We start from the raw sequence: 18,053 nt of genomic DNA on the forward strand, positions 1-18,053 counted from the left end.
ATCGAAACCCGAACTTAGACGCGAGGCGTGTTCGTCGATTGACTGAGGTGCGTTCCACACCCCGACGATCTGGGAGCAGACACGCACATGACTCGCGATTATCGCATTGCCACGATTCCCGGCGATGGCATCGGCAGGGAAGTCGTCCCCGCGGCGGCATCGGTCCTGGACCGGGCGGGGGCACTCTTCGGATTCGAGATTGAGTGGACCGAGTTCGACTGGTCGTGTGCGTACTACGCAGAACACGGGTGCATGATGCCGGCGGACGGCCTCGATCTGCTCCGCGACTTCGACCAGATCTTCCTCGGTGCCGTCGGTTCTCCGGAGGTTCCGGACGACGTGTCGCTCTGGGGTCTGCTCATCCCCATCCGTCGCGCGTTCCAGCAGTACATCAATCTGCGCCCCGTCACGCTTCTTCCGGGCATGACCAGCCCCCTTCGTAAGGACATTGCGGAGTCGATCGACTTCCTGGTTGTCCGGGAGAACAACGAGGGCGAGTACTCCGAGATTGGAGGCCGGCTCTATCGAGGCACTCCGCAGGAGATCGCCGTTCAGGAAGCGGTCTTCACGCGCATCGGCGTCGAACGCGTGATGCGCTACGCGTTCGCTCTCGCGAAGAGTCGCCGCAAGAACGTCGCCTCAGCGACCAAGTCGAACGGCATCATCCACACGATGCCCTTCTGGGACGAGGTGTTCCGAGACATCTCCATCGAGCATCCCGATGTCGAAACGAGTCAGCACCATATCGACGCCCTCGCGGCGAAGTTCGTGCTCGCTCCGGCTCAGTTCGACGTCGTCGTCGCTTCGAATCTCTTCGGCGACATTCTCACGGACATCGGGGCGGCCATCATCGGCAGCATCGGCATCGGGGCCTCAGGCAACATTAATCCGGAGGGAGACTTCCCTTCGATGTTCGAGTCCGTGCACGGATCTGCGCCCGACATTGCTGGGCTTGGTATCGCCAACCCGCTCGGACAGGTCTGGGCGGGAAGCATGATGCTCGACCACATGGGCGAAGCCACAGCTGCTGCGGCCGTCAAAGAGGCGATGTCGCGCACGCTGTTGTCCGACATACGCACGCCGGACCTCGGCGGAGACGCGACCACCGCGGACGTCACTCAGTCGCTAATCACCACTCTCGAGGAGGTTGCACGATGAAGATCGTCGAGATCCGGGATAGGACCTTCCCGATCAGCTCTCCCATCCGCAATGCTTACATCGACTTCAGCCAGATGACACTGAGCCTCGTCGCAGTCGTCACCGACGTCATCCGTGACGGCAGGCCCGTCGTGGGTTACGGCTTCAACTCGAACGGACGCTATGGCCAGGGCGCGATGATGCGCGACCGATTCATCCCCCGGGTGATGGCAGCGGATCCGGCGACCCTGCTCGACGAGACCGGCGAGAACCTCGATCCCTCGAAGGTCTGGGCGACGATGATGACCAACGAAAAGCCTGGCGGTCACGGCGAACGCTCCGTGGCGGTCGGAACGATCGATATGGCGGTGTGGGACGCTGTTGCGAAAATCGCTGACCTCCCTCTTTTCCGGCTGCTCGCCAAACGGCACGGCCGCGAGGCAGATCCGCGAGTGTTCGTCTACGCAGCCGGCGGCTACTACTATCCCGGCAAGGGACTCGAGGCACTTCGCGACGAGATGCGTCGCTACATCGACCTGGGATTCTCGGTCATGAAGCTCAAGATCGGCGGCGCCGACCTAGCGGAGGACCGCGAGCGCATCGAGTCGGTCCTCGATATGCTCGGGCCGGGCCAACGGTTAGCGATCGATGCGAACGGTCGCTTCGATCAGGCCGAGGCGCTCGCCTACGCCGAGGCGATGTCCGACTACGACCTGTTCTGGTACGAGGAGGCAGGCGACCCGCTCGATTTCGAGTTGCAGGCGCAGCTCGCCGAGGCATATTCCGGGCCGATCGCGACGGGTGAGAACCTCTTCTCGACGGTCGATGCGCGCAACCTCATCCGCTACGGCGGCATGCGCCGTGATCGCGACTGGTTGCAGTTCGACTGCGCCCTGAGCTACGGTCTCGTCGAGTACCAGCGAACCCTCGAGATGCTCTCAACATACGATTGGTCGCCGACCCGTTGCATTCCGCACGGCGGACACCAGATGTCTCTCAACATCGCCGCCGGCCTTGGGCTTGGAGGCAACGAGTCCTACCCCGACCTCTTTCAGCCGTTCGGAGGATTCCCTGACGGCGTCATGGTCGAAGACTCCTACATCACCATGCCCGAGCTGCCCGGCATCGGATTCGAAGGCAAATCAGACCTCGCGTCCGTCATGGCCTCCCTGAGCTCGGACTGAGGTCCCTCCGACCGTGTTAGGAATCTCCACCGGATTCGCGGTCGTCGGCGTCGCAATCATCACCGGTTATGTGATTGGTCGCATCGATCTCCTCGGCGAGGCAGGCGGCCACGTTCTGGGCCGCTTGTCATTCTTCGTTCTGAGCCCGTTCCTCATGTTCACGGTACTCAGCGATGCAGACATCGGCATGCTGTTTTCATCGTTGCTTCCGGTCTCCGCCGCAGCCGCTGTGTCGATTGCGGTCGTCTACCTTCTGATCTCGAAGCTCGCCTGGCGTCGCCTGTGGGGCGATGTCGTAGTGGGCTCGCTGTCGTCGATGTACGCGAACGCGAACAACATCGGCATCCCGATCGCTACCTACCTCCTCGGCAACGCCGTATTCTCGGCACCGATCATCCTCATGCAGCAACTCGTGTTCACACCGCTCGCGCTCACCGCACTCGATGCAATCACGAGCGGCGAGAAGCACTGGTGGAAGGCTGTCGGCAGAGTCTTCCACAATCCCCTCGTGATCGGTTCGACAAGCGGGCTCGTCATGGCGCTGCTCGACGTCGATCTCCCCCGCATTATTCACGATCCGGTGCAGCTCATCGCAAACGCGGCGGTGCCGGTGATTCTCATTTCCTTCGGTATGTCGCTGCGCGGCCAGCGCGTATTGACGACGCCCGGAACGCGCCGCGACGCTCTCCTCGCAACGGTCCTGAAGGTTGTCGCGATGCCGGTCGTCGCGTACCTGCTCGGACGATTCGCATTCCACCTCAACGATGCTTCGCTTCACGCTGTTGTCGTTCTCGCGGCGTTGCCCTCGGGTCAGAACGTCTTCAATTATGCGCAGCGTTATGACGTTGGCCTGGTCTTGGCGCGTGACGCCGTTTTTCTCACGACAGTTGCTTGTATGCCAGTGATCGTTTTGATCACGGTCATCCTTGGCTCGTAGAGCACGTCACTTACGTCATGGCGCGGCGCAATGGGGGCGCGCCCCGGCCGCTACCCCGCCAGAACCCCGCTCCGCTCCGGGTGCTCCGCGAACCAGTCGGCGACGTACCAGCACACCGGGAGGGCTTTCTTCCCCTCGGCCTCGATCGCGTCGATCGCGCGTTCCGTCACGACGGCGGCGTATCCGTGGCCGCGCTTGGCCGGGTTCGTGAACGCTCGAGTGAGGGCGACGACGTCGCCGTTGAGGCGATACTCGAGCACGCTCACCAGCTCGCCGTCCAACCGCAGCTCGTAGCGCGAGTGGTCGGGTGCGTCGGTGAAGGCGAAGTTGTTACTCACTGTTCCATTGTGCGTCACACTCTTTGACACATTGCGAGACGCTAGGCAACAATTGCTCACATGACGACATATTCGCTGATTCTGTCCGCCCGGGAGGCGAACGGAGCGACCGGTGCGATGATGCCCGGTCTCGTCAGCATGTGTCGAATGTGCCGCTGACGACCGCGAACCTCCCTCAACCTTTATTTGCGCGATACTCTCGCTACGTGAGTAGCAGGCAGAGCGCGCCCGTCGAAACGGCCACATTGTGAACGACCAGTCCACCCCTGTACTCCCCGCCGGCACCTCACCCCGCGGATTCGCCCTCTACGTCGGCCTCGACGAGGCCTCCGCGGCGGCCGATGGCGTCAGCCTCAACATCATCGTCGAAGCCCTGCGCCGCACGATCGCGGAGCTGTCGCCACGCGCCGAAACGTACGCCACCGTCGCCCTGGCCCCGCAGTCGGCCGGCGGTCGCGACATCGATGTCGTGCGTCTCGCGCTGAAGGAACCGGGCGCCGTCGCGCGCGCGAAGCAGTCGTCGCCGAACCGCGACACGAACATCGGCGTCACCGTCGACATCTCGCGCAAGCGCGTCGAGATCGATGGCGAGAACGCAGCGCTGACCTATAAGGAGTTCGAGCTCCTGCAGTACCTCGTCCTGCGAGAGGGCCGCACCATCGAGCGCACCGAGCTCGTCGACGCGCTCTGGCAGGCCGGCGACGACGGCGCGCCCGGCGAGCGCACCATCGACGTACACGTGCGCCGGCTGCGCTCGAAGCTCGCCCGCTACGAAGACATCGTCCGCACGGTGCGCGGTATCGGCTACCGCTTCGACCGCCACGCTGATGTCACCATCCGATACGGCGCCGGTGCCCCCTCGCCCGACCGCTTCTAGCGTCCGCCGCCGGGCACTCACCTCGTTTGTCGGTGCTTCGCCGTACCGTTTTCGGTATGGATCCGTTGCAGACCACGTACCGCCCGCGAAGGCCGCTCGACCTCCGCGCGACGGTCGGCGCCCTGCAGCGCGGCCCCGGAGATCCGACGCAGCGCCACTCGGGCGGTGTCATCTGGCGCGCGGTGCGCACTCCCTCGGGCGTCGCGACGCTCGCCCTCGCCCCGCAGGGCGACGGATCCGTCCGGGCGGCCGCGTGGGGCCCCGGACGCGGGTGGGTCATCGCACAGGTGCCCGCCCTCTGCGGCGGACTCGACTCCGATGAGGGTTTCGACACCTCATTGCACCCCCTCGTCCGCGATGCGTTCGCGCGGCACCGCGGCCTCCGACTGGCGCGCACCGACCTGCCCTTCGACTCCTTCGCGCAGGCGGTGATCGAACAGAAGGTCACGGTCCGCCAGGCATTCCGCGTCTGGCGGCGCGTCGTGACCTGGCACGGCGAACGGGCCCCCGGCCCCGTGGCGATGTTCGCCCCGCCACCTCCGTCGATCTGGCGCACCATCCCCTCCTGGTCGTGGCACCGGGCGGGGCTCGAACCCCCGCAGGCGAAGACGCTCGTGATGGCCGCGGCGCGCGCGGACGCGGTCGAGAGGGCGGTGCGCCGCGGAACCAGCGCTGGAGAGCAGGGTGCGACGTCACCGGATCCGCTCCTCTCCTTCCCCGGGGTGGGCCCGTGGACCGCAGCGGAGGCGAGGATCCGCTCCCTCGGCGATCCGGATGCGGTGAGCGTCGGCGACTTCCACCTGGCGCATCACGTGGGCTACGCCCTCGTGGGCTCACGCGTCGACGACGACGGCATGCTCGAGCTGCTCGAGCCATGGCGCGGGCACCGGCAGAGGGTGATCCGGCTGATCATGGCGGCCGGCGTTCGCGAACCCCGTCGCGCCCCGCGCCTGCACGAGGAGGACCACACGGCGCGCTGACGGCGCGACGATCGCGACGACGCCCGAAACGCCCGCACGGGGCAGAATGGTTCGCATGTCCGCACTGAAGAAGTGGCTCATCGCCGCCGGCATCTTCGCCCTGAGCGTGCTGGTCGGGTCGATCCTCGGCAGCCCGTGGCTCGGAGTCACCCTCGGCGTGCTCGTCGGAATCGGCGCCGTCATCGCGATGTCGTCGAAGGCCGGCGGCAACCAAGGCATCTACGACCGAGACGACGACGGCGCCGAGCTGTAGCTCCCAGGTTCCGCCCAGTGAGGGCGCCGATATGCTTAACAGGCCTTACACACAGGCGCGATTGGCGCAGCGGTAGCGCACTTCCCTGACACGGAAGGGGTCACTGGTTCGATCCCAGTATCGCGCACACTCAAGACCCCCGGTTCTCCGGGGGTCTTCTTCGTTGCGGCGGGCCGCGATCATAGGAGTCGCGCGGTCCGCGCGGAAGCCCCTCGCCGGATCCGGCCGCCTCCCCGACGCTTGATGCTCATAAGTACGTGTACGCATGAGCATCATCTGGCGACGCTGGAGAGATGGAAAAGCGCGGCCGGTTGAATCGCCAACTGGGCGAGAACCTCCGCGCGATCCGTCTCGCTCGCGGCTACACCCAGGAGGCATGGGCCATACACCTGGGCTACGACAGAACGTACGTCGCGTCGGTCGAGCGCGGCGAACGGAACCTCACACTCGACACCCTGACGGCGCTCGCCGAACAGATCGAGGTGGATCCACTCGAGCTCCTGGAGAGCCGCGGCACGACGGAGGCCGCCGAGCCGCCGGCCGTGCGACGACCATCGAGGCGTCGCGCCGACACGCCGGAGCCGTCCCCGCGACCGCAGCGCGCCTGATGCGCCGTGCGGCGCACCCCTCCGGCGCATAGTATGATGAGACTATCGACGCGCGATCACACCGATTCGCGCTTCGGTACGCGCCTCACGCGAGGTGCACGCGGATGTAGCGCAGTTGGTAGCGCATAACCTTGCCAAGGTTAGGGTCGCGAGTTCGAGTCTCGTCATCCGCTCCATGAAACCCCCGGTTCGCCGGGGGTTTTTCCGTTTCCCGACACCGCACGCCCCCTGCCGCGGATCTCGCGCTCGCCCGAATGATGACTTATGAGTATCGTGATTGGCATACCGATAGATGAGTCGACGACGGGCTCGCTCGACATGCAGAGCGGATCTCACGTGCCCGACGACAGACAAGCACTCGAGAGTCGACTCAACACGCTCTACGCGATCCTTCGACAGCTGGAAGAGCTGAACGAGCAGCGCGACGCGGTGTACGCGCGCTACCGCCACCTGTACCGGCCTCTCGCGGAGCCGTGGGGCAAGTGCATGTGGTGGCTCTGGTTCTTCCTGCTCGGCACGGGCACCTTCGTTGTGCTGTCGATGTCCCTCCGCGTCCTCCCCGAGCTGGAAAGCACCTCGGCGCTGGTGACGTTCACCGTGACCGCCATGCTCCTTCCTCCCATCGTCGCCATCGTGGGCGCGACCATCGTCAAGCGGCACTACAACACGCGGCGGCTCCCGGTGAAGAACGACGAGATCACGCGCGAGAACCGCGCGACCCGGGAGCGGATCGAGGAAATGGCCGCCCCTGACGTCACGGCGATCGACCGGAAGATCGGCGAGGTCAGCGACGCCTACAACACCTTCGGCTACGTCGGGTTCTTCCCCCGAGCGCTACCTCAACAGCGCCGACGTCGGCCGCTGCTGGAACTTCGTGCGCGACCATCGCGCCTTCAGCGTGCAGCAGGCGATCGATCTCCTCGAGGAGGAGCTGCACCGCGCGCGCATGGAGAACTTCCAGGCCGCTCAGCTCGCCGAGAACGAGCGCACGAGGCGGATGGTACAGGTCGGAAACCTCATCAACGCCATCGGACATTTCCAGACCCATCAAGATCTGCGGGACATCCACGACCGGATGTGATCCGCGCCGCTCCTCCCGGTGGCCCCCGCGCCACCGGGGACGCGACGTTTGTCGCGCCATCCCTCGCTCGCCTGCACGTGAAGGACCCCATGCGAACTCCGCTCATCCGTTCCGCTACCGCCGCCGCGCTGATCCTCGCGACGACCATCGGGCTCGCCGCGTGCAGCGCCGATGAGGATCCGGCGCCCAACGATGCCGCCGAGACCGCGGCGCCCGAAGGGGCGGCGCTCGAGAGCGAGGAGGCGGAGGCCTCCGTGCCCGCCAGCGCGTACGACTTCGGAAACCTGCTCGTCATGGATCCGGAGTGCGCCCCCATCTGGAACGGCGGCCCCGGCAACGATGTCCGCGTGGCGTTGTCCGACGAGGTCGAGCAGCTCGTCCCCGAGGGACACGACATCGTCGTCGATTCCTACGATTTGCATGCCCGCGTCTTCGCGACCGGCGTGTGCGCGCTCGATGTCACGGTGAACTACGACCCGGAGGGCCCCGGACCTCAGGGCTTCACCGCCGGCACAAAGGAACTCCACCCCGAGGCCGAGTTCGCGATCATCGACGACCGCACGGACGAGGAGCGCATTTGGGACGCTCTCGGGCTCGTGTCAGGTGGCGGCCCGTCGAGCGACGTCACCCCGCCGCAGTTCGTCGATGATTTCCCCTCGGACGACGACCTGACGCTCGACACGAAGTACACGACCGCCGACTACACCAAGCTGACCTTCGTGAAGGACTGCATGTCGCAGGACCGTGGCATCGCGTCCTTCGACTTCGGCGACGACTGGCAGTGCATCAACGACGGTAACTCCGAGGGCGGCCCGGGCAGGCGCGACGCCCCTCCGCTACCCGACAACTGCATGAACTCGTACTGGTCGATCGCGAGCTTCCAGGCGCTCGTCGCCGGCGACGGATCGATCTCCATCCCCTCGGCCAGCGTGCGCGCCGCGGTGAGCGTCGCGGGCAAGTGGGTGCTGGATCCGGAATACGACGAGCACGGAAACTAGGCCCGCGATGCGCGACGTCCTGCGGCTCTCCCCCGCGCGCCTGCCGATCTTCGTCATCGCCGCGGCGGTCCTGGCGACGATCCTCGACGCGATCGGCTTCATCGTCGTGATGGCGGTCTCCGAGGAGAGCGCATCCGAACAGCTGGCCACCCCCGGCCCTGCGCTCGGCTTCATGAGCCGGGCACTCGGCCGCGTCGGTCCCAGTTTCACGATCGGCGTCGTCGCCTTCGTGGTCGCGTTCCTCATCGCTCGCCGGATCGACGATTCGCCCGGCCCGCGATGGGGCCGCGAGCAGCGGCGGACCTCCTCGCCCGCCGCGTTCATCGCCGGCGTGCTCGCCATCATCGGCGGCGGCTACGCCGTTCTCTCGGTGAGCGTCAACGTACTGCCGTGGACGCAGGCGATCGCCGAATCCGATGCGCCGGGCCGGCCCGCCGAATGGGTCGTCTCGCTCATCATCGTCGGCCTGACCGTGCCCAGCTACATCCTCGCCGCCATCCCCCTCGTGCTGGGGTTGCTCGTCGTGCGCCGCGTGATGTGGGCGCGCTACGCGTTGCTGATCTTCTTCGTGCTGCTCGCGGCGGGCCTCATCGCCTGGACCATCGGCCCCGAGGCGAGCATCGCGAACACCGAGTGGCCCGACCGCCGCCAAGCCTCCGAGCCGAGCGCGAGCGACGTCGTGAACGGCTTCATCGCCGTGCCCGTCGCCATCCTGAAGAACGACCTTCCGTTCTTCGCGACCGGCATGATCCTCGCCGGCGGCGCGCTCGTCTGGGCGACGCTCCGCGAACGCGGATCCGTGGGCTCGTTTCGCGAGTGCTGGCGTGCCCTCATCGCCATCGCGGTGCACGTGCCGTATCTCGCCGCGGTCGTGTTCCTCCAGATGTACGACATGATCCAGCCACAGGAGGAGATCGGAGAGATCTTGGGGCTCGCCGCATTCGGGCAGTCGATCGGCATCGTCGTCATGATGTTCGTCGCCCTCTGGGCGCTCGCGAAGGATGAGAATCGCTTCTGGGCGCGGCTGAACGCGTGGCTCGTCGACTGCGCACCACTCGTGATCTCCGGGCTCGGCCTCATCGCGAGCATCTTCCAGGCGGCCTCGCTCGCGCTCGCGGGCTGATCCTCACACGCCCAGATGCCGGAAGAGCGTCTCGCGCTCGACACCGGCGGGCTCCTCCGCGACGATCCGCCCCTCGCTCATCACCAGGATCCGATCCGCGAGCTCGCGCGCCTCGTCGACGTCGTGCGTTACGAGGAGGATCGAGGGGCGGTAGCTCGCGTGCAGCTCGCGGAGCAGCGCATGCATCGACCGCCGCGTGAGGGCGTCGAGCGCACCGAAGGGCTCGTCGAGCAGCAGCAGCGGGGGCTCGCGCACGAGGGCGCGGGCGAGCGACACCCTCTGCGCCTCACCGCCCGAGAGCGTCAGCGGCCACGCGTCCGCGCGGGCCGAGAGGTGGACGGAGTCGAGGATCCGCTCCGCCCGCTCCCGCGGTTGCTGCTCCATGCCGAGGAGCACGTTGCGCCACACCGGCATCCACGGCAGCAGGCTCGCGTCCTGGAAACCGAAGCCGACCTCGCGCGGGGCGTCGATTCGACCCTCGACGCTCTCCAGCCCGCCGATGGCGCGCAGCAACGTCGACTTGCCGCACCCGCTACGCCCCACGAGCGCGACGATCCCACCGGCAGCGATGTCGAGGTCGATCCCACGCAACACCTCGCGCCCGCCGTACCTCTTTCGCACACCGCGCGCCCTGACCGTCATGCCGCCCCGATCCCCACGCGCGGACATGATCCCGAACTGCGGAACCACACGCGCGAATCCTCTGCACTTCGGGACCAACCCCGCGGATCCGACACGTGCATGTCAGCCCTCGACCCAGGTGCGCACGTCGGCGGTCGCGGCGGAGGTGTCGACGAGCTCGTCCGTCAGGCCCTGATCGGCGTAGAACTCGGCCAGTTCGGCGAACTCCGCCGCGAAATCCTCGTCGGCGGGCGCGATGGAGGGCGCCCGGTGCGCGATGATCTCCTCGGCGACGGCGTCGCTGACACCCGCCTCGCGGTAGGCGTCGGCGAGGATCGACGGATCCGCCGCGACCTCGTCCGCGCACCCTTCGAGGGCCCGATAGAGCGCGCCCACGCCGAGCGGGTGCTCGTCGGCGAACTCGCGCGACACAACGTGCACGCTCGGGTTCTGCGCCCCGATGTCCGCGGCCGAGGCCACGAGGGTCGCGCCGAGATCGACCTGCGCCGAGACGAGGTACTGGTCCCACGTCGCCCAGGCGTCGACCTGCCCCGAGGAGAACGCCGTCGCGGCATCGGCGGGCGCGAGGGAGACGGGCTCGACGTCGTCGATCGTCATGCCATGTTCGACGAGGGCCTTGCGCAGCAGGTAGTCGCCCGTGCCGCCCTCGTTGATCGCGACGGTGCGGCCCGCGAGGTCCTCGATCGAGGCGATGCCCGTGCCGGAGCCGGCGACGATGCCCTGCGTATCGTTGTCGTTGCGCTCGACGGCGACGACCACGAGGTCGCGGCCTCCCGCGAGAGCCGACAGCACGCCCGTGGCCCCGCTGGATCCCACGTCGATGTGCCCCGCGGCGAGCGCCTCCGACGCCGGCGCGAACGCGGGGAACGGATCCGACGCCGTCACGGATCCGCCGACCTCCTCGATCGGCCCGTCCAGACCGCCGGACGCCTGGCACAGCGTCAGCACGTTCTGCGTCGTCAGGGCGCCGACGCGCAGCTCGAAGTCGTCGGTCGCGGTGTTCGCGGGTGCGCACCCGGCGAGCAGCAGGACGGCGGGAATGGCGGCGATCGCGCGCTTCATGAGGCTCCTTGATAGGGACGCAGCACGCGCGCCTCGAGCGCGCGCACCGCAAGGTCGGTGAGAAGACCCAGCACCGCGTACACGACGATGCACACCATCACGACATCGGTGCGCCCGAAGGTGCGGGCGTGGGTCAGGAGGTAGCCGACGCCGCTGGCGGCGTTGACGGTCTCCGCGACGATCACGGCCACCCACGCCACCCCGGTCGCGAAGCGCAGGCCGACGAGGATGGAGGGCGCGGACCCGGGGAGCAGCACGTCGCGCACGGTGCGCCAGCGGCTGAGCCGATAGGCGCGGGCGACGAGCAGCGCCCGGCGGTCGACGCCGCGCACTCCCCCGACGGTGTTGAGGTACATCGGCACGGTGACGGCGAGGGCGACGAGGACGATCTTCGGCGTCTCGCCGAGGCCGAACCACAGGATCAGCAGCGGCGTGAGCGCCGTGAACGGCACCGTGCGAATCGCCTGCATCGGCCGATCCACGATGTCGCGCGCGACGGTCGAGAGCCCCGCCGCCAACCCGAGGGCGAGCCCCGCGACGACACCGATGGCGGTGCCGGCGAGCACCCTGCCGAGGCTCACGAGGAGCGCGAGCGGCAGGGATCCGTCCGCGACCATCCCGGCGGCGGTCGCGAGGAGCGATGCGGGCCCGGGCAGCGAGCGCGGGTCGAGGATCCCCGCCCAGGCGCACGCCTGCCAGGTCGCGACGAGGGCGAGGATCGACAACCAGGGACGGATCCGCGCGAGGGCTCGGGAGGGGAACCCTCGCTCCGAGGCCCCGGTCCCCCGCGTTCCGCCTTCCGAGGCCGACGTCTCCTGCGGAAGGACGCCGGTCATGCGATGGCCGCGCGCGAGCGCACGTCCGCGGGTTGGATCCGCGCCAGGGCGTCGAGGAAGTGCGCCGCGAAGGTGCCGGGGCCGTCCGCTCGGGCGGCGGCGTCCTCCGCGGCGAGGCAGTAGCTCGCCGTCGCCGCGACCGCCGCCTCGAAGGGATCCGCGACGGCCGCGAAGGCCGCCATCACGGCGCCGAGGGCGCAGCCGCCGCCCGTCACGCGCGTCAGCAGGGCATCGCCGTTGTCGACGCGGGCGATGCGCGTGCCGTCGGTGATGAGGTCGACGGGCCCGGACACGGCGACGACGGATCCGTGCTCCCGCGCGATCGCGGTCGCGGCATCCGCGGCGGCGTCGACGGCGTCGGTCGCGTCGACGCCGCGGCCCCCGCTTCCGGCGCGGGCGAGCGCGAGGATCTCCGAGGCGTTGCCGCGGACGATCGCGGGCCCGCGGGCGACGAGGACGTGCGCGAGCGGGGTGCGCACGGGTGCGGATCCGATCCCCACCGGATCCAGAACCCACGGCGTTCCGGCGTCGCCGGCAGCCTCGGTCGCCTCGAGCATCGCCTCGCGCTGCTCGGCGCCCGGGGTGCCGAGGTTCACGAGCAGGCCGTGTGCGGCGCGCGCGAACGGGCCCGCCTCGACGGGGATGTCGACCATCGCGCCTGCCGCACCGAGCGCGAGCAACACGTTGGCGGTGAACCCCGGCACCACACGATTGGTGATGACCTGCACGAGCGGCGTGTTGCGACGCAGGCTCGTCAGGGCGTCGGCCGAGGCCGTGGAGAGCGCAGAACTGGTCATGCGCGACATCCCTCCGCTAGTACGAACTAGTTCAGGTTCAACGGGTGTGATCTCAGCCGCTGGGCGGCACCCCGTGTCACGTGGTCTTCGTTCAGATGTCTACCAGACTTCGCCGCGAGGCCCAAAACCGTGGCGTTCTCACCGCCCTCGGAGGAAACTCAGAGAACTCCGGCGTTATCACTTCGTTATCAATCCGGATGGCGCCGAGGGATCCGCGCGCTGGTGCCGATCGACGCCGATTCGGCCCCGTTCCCAGCTTTCGGGCTTGAAATCCGCGCCTCGAGGCGCGATTCGGGCTCCGCCTGGGGATTTCTTCGGCTCCGTCCAGACTCGCGGGCGAGGGTCGTAGCCGGCGTTCACAGGTCGAGCCGACGGGGCCTCGGACCACTCGTGTCGAGCGATGTCCGTGCGCCGCACCCGACCGAATTGGATCACTCCCCCATGAACCAGTACGAAACCGCCACCCAGTCCTTGCTCCCGCAGCCCCACCGAGAGCGCGCCGAGCGCCGCAGCAAGCGCGCCGCGCTCATCACCGGATCCGTCATCGCCGCGCTCGTCGTCGGCGGTCTCGTCGCGACGGGCACGGCCGCGATGGCGGAGGAATCGACGAGCGCCCGCCAGGCCGCCACGGTTCAGCTGGCCACCGGGCACGTCGCCGAGGAGGCAAAAGCCTCTATCGAGGCCGCCGAGAGCGTCATGAAGCGCGCCGAGCTCGACGGCATCGATACCCCGCACCTCGCGGCGCGCGTCGACGAGCTGGCCCGCTACGCCGAAACCCCCGCCACCGTCGTCGCCGCCCGCACCGCGCACGTCGACGAGCTCACGCAGATCGTGACCGAGAAGGTCACCGCCTACGAGAAGCAGGTCGAGGCCGAGAAGAAGAAGGCCGAGGAGGAGGCGGAGGCAGCGGCCGTCGCCGCCGCCGAGGCGCAGGCCGCCGCGAACACCCCCGAGGGCGCGAAGAACACGGCCCGCCAGCTCATGGCCTCCACCTACGGCTGGGGCGACGACCAGTTCGGCTGCCTCGACTCGCTGTGGACGAAGGAATCGGGCTGGAACTACCAGGCCTCCAACGCGTCGAGCGGCGCCTACGGGATCCCGCAGTCGCTGCCCGGCAGCAAGATGGCCACCGTCGCGGCCGACTGGCAGACAAACGCCACCACCCAGGTCACCTGGGGCCTCGACTACATCTCGCGCGCCTACGGAACCCCGTGCGCCGCCTGGGGCCACAGCCAGGCCATGAACTGGTACTGACCCGCCGGGCCCGGCCCCGCGGGCCCTTAGTAGTACACCGCCAGCGGTCCGTTCGGGCCCTCGATCACGTGCACGGGCGTCTCGAACACGTCGGACAGCACCTCGTCGGTCATGATCTCCTCGGGCGTCCCGAAGTAGGCGAGCTTGCCGTTCGTGAGCGCACAGATCCGGTCGGCGTAGTGCCCGGCGAAGTTGATGTCGTGCAGGACGATGACGATCGTGCGGCCGAGTTCCACGGCGGCGCGCTTCAACTGCTGCATCATCTGCACGCTGTGCCGCATGTCGAGGTTGTTGAGCGGTTCGTCGAGGAGCACGTAGTCGGTCTCCTGGCACAGCACCATGGCGACGTAGGCGCGCTGACGCTGACCGCCGGAGAGCTCGTCGAGGTAGCGCCCCTCGAGCTCGCCGAGGTCGAGGAAGTCGATCGCGCGGCTGATGATCTCCTCGTCGTGCGCCGTGAGGCGGCCCTTCGAATAGGGGAAGCGCCCGAAGCCGACGAGCTGACGCACCGTCAGGCGCGTGACGAAGTGGTTCTCCTGCCGGAGGATCGAGACGACCTTCGCGAGATCCTTCGACGCCGTGCTGGCGACATCGAATCCGCCGATCTCGATCGTCCCCTCGTCGATGCCGAGGAGTCGACCGATCATCGTCAGCAGCGTCGACTTGCCGGCGCCGTTCGGGCCGACGAGTGCCGTGATACCCCCTCCCGGGATCCGGATGTCGACGGGGCCGATCTCGACCTCGCTGCTGTACTGCTTGCGAACTCCGGTGAGCGAGATCACAGTCGGCCCTTTCTGAGGATGACGATGAGGAAGAGCGTGCCGCCGACGAGCTCGATGATGACCGAGACGGCGCCCTGCGCGGAGAACACGTTCTTGATGATGAAGTACGCACCCGCGAGAACACAGAAGCCGGTGAGCACCGCGACGGGGAAAATCCTGCGGTGGTCGTAGGTGTCGGCGAACTGGTAGGCGAGGGTGGCGACGAGGAAGCCGAGGAAGGTCATCGGCCCGACGAGGGACGTCGACACGGCCATGAGGATCGACACGAGGAAGAGCGTGTACATGAGCTGCCGGCGATACGGCACGCCGAGGCTCGTCGCCGCTTCCTTCCCGAGAGCCATCACGTTCAGGCGCCGGCTGCTCGCCCAGACGAGCACGACCGCGACGAGCATCAGCGGGATCGCGATCGGCAGGTAGTCGGCGTCGGCGTTGGAGATGCTGCCGAGCAGGCGGGCCGTGAGCACGTCGAACTCGCTCGGCGTGAGCAGCCTCTGCATGAACGTGGACACCGAGCCGAGGCCGCCGCCGATCACGATGCCGACGAGCAGCATGATCTGCAGGTTTCCGTACTTGCCCGAGAGCAGCCACCCGTAGAGCAGCAGCGAGAAGCCGACCATCAGCGCGATCTGCAGGAGGAACTGTGGCACGCCCTGCAGCGCGACGACGCCCGAGATTCCGAGCAGGAACACGGCGCCGGTCTGCACGACGCGGTAGAGCGACTCGAAGCCCATGATCGACGGCGTGATGATGCGGTTGTTCGTCACGGTCTGAAAGGCGACGGTCGCCACCGCCTGGCAGACCGCGACAACCGCGATGACGATCAGGTTCGTCGCGCGTAGCTTCGCGATGCGCCAGAATCCCTCGGTGCCGAACGGCATCGGGTTGTCCCACGCGAGCAGGCCCGCCGCGAATGCGACGGCGAGCACGGCGAGGATCCCGACGATGAGTGCGTACTTCCGCCGCGCGTGCGGGGTGGGCAGCGGGCGCGAGCTGCGGATGACCTCAGCCACGGCGACGCTGCCTCAACAGCAGGAAGATGAACACCGCGGCCCCGACGACGCCCAGGATGAGCGAGACGGGCACCTCGAACGGCATGATGATCGTGCGACCGACGAGGTCGCAGACGGTGACGATTGCGATGCCCGTGAGGCACACCCACGGCAGGTTGCTGCGCAGGTCGTCGCCGCGGATCATCGACACGATGTTCGGCACGATCAGCCCGAGGAACGGCAGGTTGCCGATCACGACGGTCACGACGCCCGTGGCGATCGCGATCATGGCGGTGCCGAGGAGGATCACGCGCTCATAGTGCATGCCCACGTTCGTGGCGACTTCCTTGCCGAGCCCCGCGACGGTGAATCGGTCGGCCGCGATGAAGATGGCGATCGCCACCGCCAGCACGATCCACAGCGGCTCGTACTGGCCGCGGAAGACCGAGGTGAAGCTGCCGGCGAACCAGATCCCGACGCTCTGCAGCATGTCGGTCTGCAGGGCGACGAAGGTGGAGATGGATCCCACGACGGCGCCGAGCATGATGCCGATGACGGGGACGATGAGCGACGAGCGCAGCGAGACGCGACGCAGGATCAGGAAGAACACCATCGTCCCGATGAAGGCGGCGATGCTCGCGCCGGCCATGCGCGTGAGGATCGACGCCTGCGGGATGAAGATGAGCACACCCAGCAGGCCGAGGCCCGCCCATTCGGTCGTGCCCGTCGTAGTGGGTTCGACGAAACGGTTCTGGGTGAGGAGCTGCATCACGAGCCCCGCCATCGCCATGGCGCCGCCGGCGAGGACGAGCGCGATCGTGCGGGGAATGCGCGTCATGGCGAACATCTCGGCGCCGTCATCGGTGCCGAAGATGTCGTAGACGCCGGTGAACAGCGAAAGCGCGAGCAGCCCTGCGACGACGAGGATCCCGATAAGGAGCTTCGCGTCGAAGAGTCTCGCGCGGGTGCGTGTGGACGGCATGAGAGAGCTTCCGGACGTGCGTCGTGGTGGGGCGCATATTCGCGCCCCACCACGGGTCAGTTACTTACGCCGCTGCTTCGAGGGCGTCGGCGAGCTCGTTCAGGAACTCGGTGTAGGTCTGGATGCTCTCGTTCGTGTAGGTGTCGGCGGGCATGTAGACGACGTTGCCCTCCTTCACAGCGGTGACGTTCGCGAGCGGCTCGGATCCTTCGATCACGTCGGCACCGGCGACGTACTCGGGGTCCTCGGCGAGGATCGCCGCGTCGCGGTCGAGGACGAGGAGCCAATCGGGGTTGGAGTCGGCGATCGCCTCCACCGAGATGTCGTCGCCCTGGTGGTCGGTCGACGAGTCCTCGACCTCGAGCGCCGGGGTGAGGCCCAGCAGTTCGTAGAGCGGGCCGAAGGTGCGGCCGGCGCCCGGTGCCGAGTATCCGATCTCGCCGCCCGAGGTGATGACCGACATCACGGTCTGGTCGGCGTCGTAGGCGGCCTTGACGCGCTCGACGGCGGCATCGAAGTCGGCCTCGATCTTCTCGGCCTCCTCTTCCTTGCCGAAGATCTGGCCGAGCACCTCGACCTGACGCTTCAGCTCACCGTCGAACGACTCGCCCTCGCGCGGGTCGAGCGCGACGATCGTGGCGTCGGGCACGAGCTCGGCGATCTTGTCCTCGAACTGGGTGAAGCGCTGACCGTTGATGACCAGGTCGGGGTCGGCCGCGACGATCGCCTCGAGGTCGGGCTCGTTGTGCACGCCGAGGTCGACGATCGACTCGTCGTCGCGGTACGAGATGGTCGAGGGCATGAGGGCGCGGGCCGCCGCCGTCAGCTCGATGTCCCAATCGTCGAGCGTCTGGAAGGTGCGGTTGTCGGTCGCGACGACCGACTCGATGGGCAGGTCGACGGTGTGCTCGCCGTTGTTGTCGGTGAACGTGACCGACGCGGGAGCCTCCTCCGCGGCGGGAGCCGACTCCTCCGGCGATTCTGCCGCGGCGTCGTTCGACGCACAACCGGCGAGAACGAGCGCCGACGCGGCGACGAGAGAGAGCGCGGAGAGGGGTCGGATCATGCTCATGCGGGGTCACTCCAGGTATCTTCGGGCACGCCGAAACGGGCCGCTATCAGTCGAGGGATCCGGGCGACGCGTACGCTCGTGGGACGCGGCCTGCGGAGAAGTTAGGCAAGCCTCACCCGGC

At 67.8% G+C, this 18,053-nt stretch carries 19 protein-coding genes, 2 tRNA genes and 1 riboswitch; of the genes, 12 read left to right on the top strand and 9 right to left on the bottom strand.

The window, feature by feature from the left end; all coding sequences use genetic code 11:
* Nucleotides 1–87 precede the first annotated feature (87 nt).
* From IEX05_RS12090 to IEX05_RS12100, 3 genes are read left to right on the top strand one after another with little or no spacing between them, the layout of a single operon-like run.
* Complete coding sequence (locus IEX05_RS12090) at nt 88–1,158, top strand: tartrate dehydrogenase (protein ID WP_188702234.1); 1,071 nt, start codon at nt 88–90, stop codon at nt 1,156–1,158.
* Nucleotides 1,155–2,321, top strand: a complete 1,167-nt coding sequence (locus IEX05_RS12095) for a mandelate racemase/muconate lactonizing enzyme family protein (protein WP_188702236.1) — start codon at nt 1,155–1,157, stop codon at nt 2,319–2,321. Before IEX05_RS12090 ends, IEX05_RS12095 begins: the two co-directional genes overlap by 4 nt.
* Nucleotides 2,322–2,334: 13 nt before the next feature.
* Entirely contained in the window at nt 2,335–3,258 is a 924-nt protein-coding gene (locus tag IEX05_RS12100; protein ID WP_188702238.1) for an AEC family transporter, read from the top strand.
* A gap of 50 nt (nt 3,259–3,308) precedes the next feature.
* On the opposite strand, the gene IEX05_RS15330 is transcribed toward IEX05_RS12100, so the two are convergent.
* On the bottom strand, nt 3,309–3,596 hold the full coding sequence (locus tag IEX05_RS15330; RefSeq protein WP_229661290.1) for a GNAT family N-acetyltransferase: 288 nt from the start codon (nt 3,594–3,596) through the stop codon (nt 3,309–3,311).
* Between the two features lie 247 nt (nt 3,597–3,843).
* Between IEX05_RS15330 and IEX05_RS12110 the strand changes: the two genes are divergently transcribed.
* From IEX05_RS12110 to IEX05_RS12145, 8 genes are all read left to right on the top strand, one after another.
* The gene (locus IEX05_RS12110; RefSeq protein ID WP_229661291.1) at nt 3,844–4,473 is read left to right on the top strand and encodes a winged helix-turn-helix domain-containing protein; all 630 of its coding nucleotides are present in this window, start codon (nt 3,844–3,846) and stop codon (nt 4,471–4,473) included.
* Between the two features lie 56 nt (nt 4,474–4,529).
* Nucleotides 4,530–5,453 carry a DNA-3-methyladenine glycosylase family protein gene (locus tag IEX05_RS12115; protein WP_188702240.1) on the top strand — a complete coding sequence of 308 codons (924 nt, stop codon included), beginning with the start codon at nt 4,530–4,532 and terminating at the stop codon, nt 5,451–5,453.
* Nucleotides 5,454–5,508: 55 nt separating this feature from the next.
* Nucleotides 5,509–5,706: a hypothetical protein gene (locus IEX05_RS12120; RefSeq protein WP_229661292.1), complete on the top strand. Its 198-nt coding sequence runs from the start codon at nt 5,509–5,511 to the stop codon at nt 5,704–5,706.
* A gap of 55 nt (nt 5,707–5,761) precedes the next feature.
* Nucleotides 5,762–5,833 (top strand) — tRNA-Val (locus IEX05_RS12125).
* A gap of 166 nt (nt 5,834–5,999) precedes the next feature.
* Nucleotides 6,000–6,314, top strand: coding sequence for a helix-turn-helix domain-containing protein (locus IEX05_RS12130; protein ID WP_188702243.1), 315 nt, complete (start codon nt 6,000–6,002; stop codon nt 6,312–6,314).
* 100 nt (nt 6,315–6,414) lie between these two features.
* Nucleotides 6,415–6,490 (top strand) — tRNA-Gly (locus tag IEX05_RS12135).
* 88 nt (nt 6,491–6,578) lie between these two features.
* Nucleotides 6,579–8,393 (top strand): hypothetical protein, encoded by a 1,815-nt coding sequence (locus tag IEX05_RS12140; RefSeq protein ID WP_188702245.1) that lies wholly within the window; start codon nt 6,579–6,581, stop codon nt 8,391–8,393.
* Nucleotides 8,394–8,400: 7 nt separating this feature from the next.
* The gene (locus IEX05_RS12145; protein ID WP_188702248.1) at nt 8,401–9,516 is read left to right on the top strand and encodes a hypothetical protein; all 1,116 of its coding nucleotides are present in this window, start codon (nt 8,401–8,403) and stop codon (nt 9,514–9,516) included.
* A gap of 3 nt (nt 9,517–9,519) precedes the next feature.
* Here IEX05_RS12145 and IEX05_RS12150 read toward each other — a convergent pair whose 3' ends face one another.
* The 4 genes from IEX05_RS12150 to thiM all read right to left on the bottom strand — a co-directional run bounded on the left by IEX05_RS12150 (nt 9,520) and on the right by thiM (nt 12,862).
* Entirely contained in the window at nt 9,520–10,137 is a 618-nt protein-coding gene (locus IEX05_RS12150; protein WP_229661293.1) for an ABC transporter ATP-binding protein, read from the bottom strand.
* A gap of 123 nt (nt 10,138–10,260) precedes the next feature.
* On the bottom strand, nt 10,261–11,220 hold the full coding sequence (locus IEX05_RS12155; RefSeq protein WP_188702251.1) for an ABC transporter substrate-binding protein: 960 nt from the start codon (nt 11,218–11,220) through the stop codon (nt 10,261–10,263).
* Nucleotides 11,217–12,056, bottom strand: a complete 840-nt coding sequence (locus tag IEX05_RS12160; protein WP_188702253.1) for an ABC transporter permease — start codon at nt 12,054–12,056, stop codon at nt 11,217–11,219. The genes IEX05_RS12155 and IEX05_RS12160 overlap by 4 nt, the downstream gene beginning before the upstream one ends.
* On the bottom strand, nt 12,053–12,862 hold the full coding sequence (gene thiM, locus IEX05_RS12165; RefSeq protein WP_229661294.1) for a hydroxyethylthiazole kinase: 810 nt from the start codon (nt 12,860–12,862) through the stop codon (nt 12,053–12,055). Before thiM ends, IEX05_RS12160 begins: the two co-directional genes overlap by 4 nt.
* A riboswitch (TPP riboswitch) is annotated at nt 12,845–12,937 on the bottom strand. It overlaps the preceding gene by 18 nt.
* A 357-nt stretch (nt 12,938–13,294) precedes the next feature.
* Between thiM and IEX05_RS12170 the strand changes: the two genes are divergently transcribed.
* Nucleotides 13,295–14,107 carry an aggregation-promoting factor C-terminal-like domain-containing protein gene (locus tag IEX05_RS12170; RefSeq protein ID WP_188702257.1) on the top strand — a complete coding sequence of 271 codons (813 nt, stop codon included), beginning with the start codon at nt 13,295–13,297 and terminating at the stop codon, nt 14,105–14,107.
* A 26-nt stretch (nt 14,108–14,133) separates the two neighbouring features.
* On the opposite strand, the gene IEX05_RS12175 is transcribed toward IEX05_RS12170, so the two are convergent.
* The 4 genes from IEX05_RS12175 to IEX05_RS12190 form a co-directional block, all read right to left on the bottom strand.
* Entirely contained in the window at nt 14,134–14,889 is a 756-nt protein-coding gene (locus IEX05_RS12175) for an iron ABC transporter ATP-binding protein (protein WP_188702259.1), read from the bottom strand.
* Entirely contained in the window at nt 14,886–15,899 is a 1,014-nt protein-coding gene (locus IEX05_RS12180) for an iron chelate uptake ABC transporter family permease subunit (protein ID WP_229661295.1), read from the bottom strand. Before IEX05_RS12180 ends, IEX05_RS12175 begins: the two co-directional genes overlap by 4 nt.
* Nucleotides 15,892–16,860, bottom strand: coding sequence for an ABC transporter permease (locus IEX05_RS12185; RefSeq protein ID WP_188702261.1), 969 nt, complete (start codon nt 16,858–16,860; stop codon nt 15,892–15,894). Before IEX05_RS12185 ends, IEX05_RS12180 begins: the two co-directional genes overlap by 8 nt.
* Before the next feature lie 64 nt (nt 16,861–16,924).
* Nucleotides 16,925–17,932 carry a siderophore ABC transporter substrate-binding protein gene (locus tag IEX05_RS12190; RefSeq protein WP_188702262.1) on the bottom strand — a complete coding sequence of 336 codons (1,008 nt, stop codon included), beginning with the start codon at nt 17,930–17,932 and terminating at the stop codon, nt 16,925–16,927.
* Nucleotides 17,933–18,053 lie beyond the last annotated feature (121 nt).

The sequence above is a fragment of the Microbacterium nanhaiense genome (genome assembly GCF_014646015.1).
In the GTDB taxonomy this organism is placed as follows: domain Bacteria; phylum Actinomycetota; class Actinomycetes; order Actinomycetales; family Microbacteriaceae; genus Microbacterium; species Microbacterium nanhaiense.

Excerpts from the sequence above, each read along its gene's own strand:
- IEX05_RS12145 (WP_188702248.1), top strand. The coding sequence starts at position 8,401 with ATGCGCGACGTCCTGCGGCTCTCCCCCGCGCGCCTGCCGATCTTCGTC.
- IEX05_RS12160 (WP_188702253.1), bottom strand. The coding sequence starts at position 12,056 with ATGACCGGCGTCCTTCCGCAGGAGACGTCGGCCTCGGAAGGCGGAACG.
- IEX05_RS12115 (WP_188702240.1), top strand. The coding sequence starts at position 4,530 with ATGGATCCGTTGCAGACCACGTACCGCCCGCGAAGGCCGCTCGACCTC.
- IEX05_RS12130 (WP_188702243.1), top strand. The coding sequence starts at position 6,000 with ATGGAAAAGCGCGGCCGGTTGAATCGCCAACTGGGCGAGAACCTCCGC.
- IEX05_RS12190 (WP_188702262.1), bottom strand. The coding sequence starts at position 17,932 with ATGAGCATGATCCGACCCCTCTCCGCGCTCTCTCTCGTCGCCGCGTCG.
- IEX05_RS12185 (WP_188702261.1), bottom strand. The coding sequence starts at position 16,860 with ATGCCGTCCACACGCACCCGCGCGAGACTCTTCGACGCGAAGCTCCTT.
- IEX05_RS12090 (WP_188702234.1), top strand. The coding sequence starts at position 88 with ATGACTCGCGATTATCGCATTGCCACGATTCCCGGCGATGGCATCGGC.
- IEX05_RS12120 (WP_229661292.1), top strand. The coding sequence starts at position 5,509 with ATGTCCGCACTGAAGAAGTGGCTCATCGCCGCCGGCATCTTCGCCCTG.
- IEX05_RS12140 (WP_188702245.1), top strand. The coding sequence starts at position 6,579 with ATGAGTATCGTGATTGGCATACCGATAGATGAGTCGACGACGGGCTCG.
- thiM (WP_229661294.1), bottom strand. The coding sequence starts at position 12,862 with ATGTCGCGCATGACCAGTTCTGCGCTCTCCACGGCCTCGGCCGACGCC.
- IEX05_RS12155 (WP_188702251.1), bottom strand. The coding sequence starts at position 11,220 with ATGAAGCGCGCGATCGCCGCCATTCCCGCCGTCCTGCTGCTCGCCGGG.
- IEX05_RS12170 (WP_188702257.1), top strand. The coding sequence starts at position 13,295 with ATGAACCAGTACGAAACCGCCACCCAGTCCTTGCTCCCGCAGCCCCAC.
- IEX05_RS12095 (WP_188702236.1), top strand. The coding sequence starts at position 1,155 with ATGAAGATCGTCGAGATCCGGGATAGGACCTTCCCGATCAGCTCTCCC.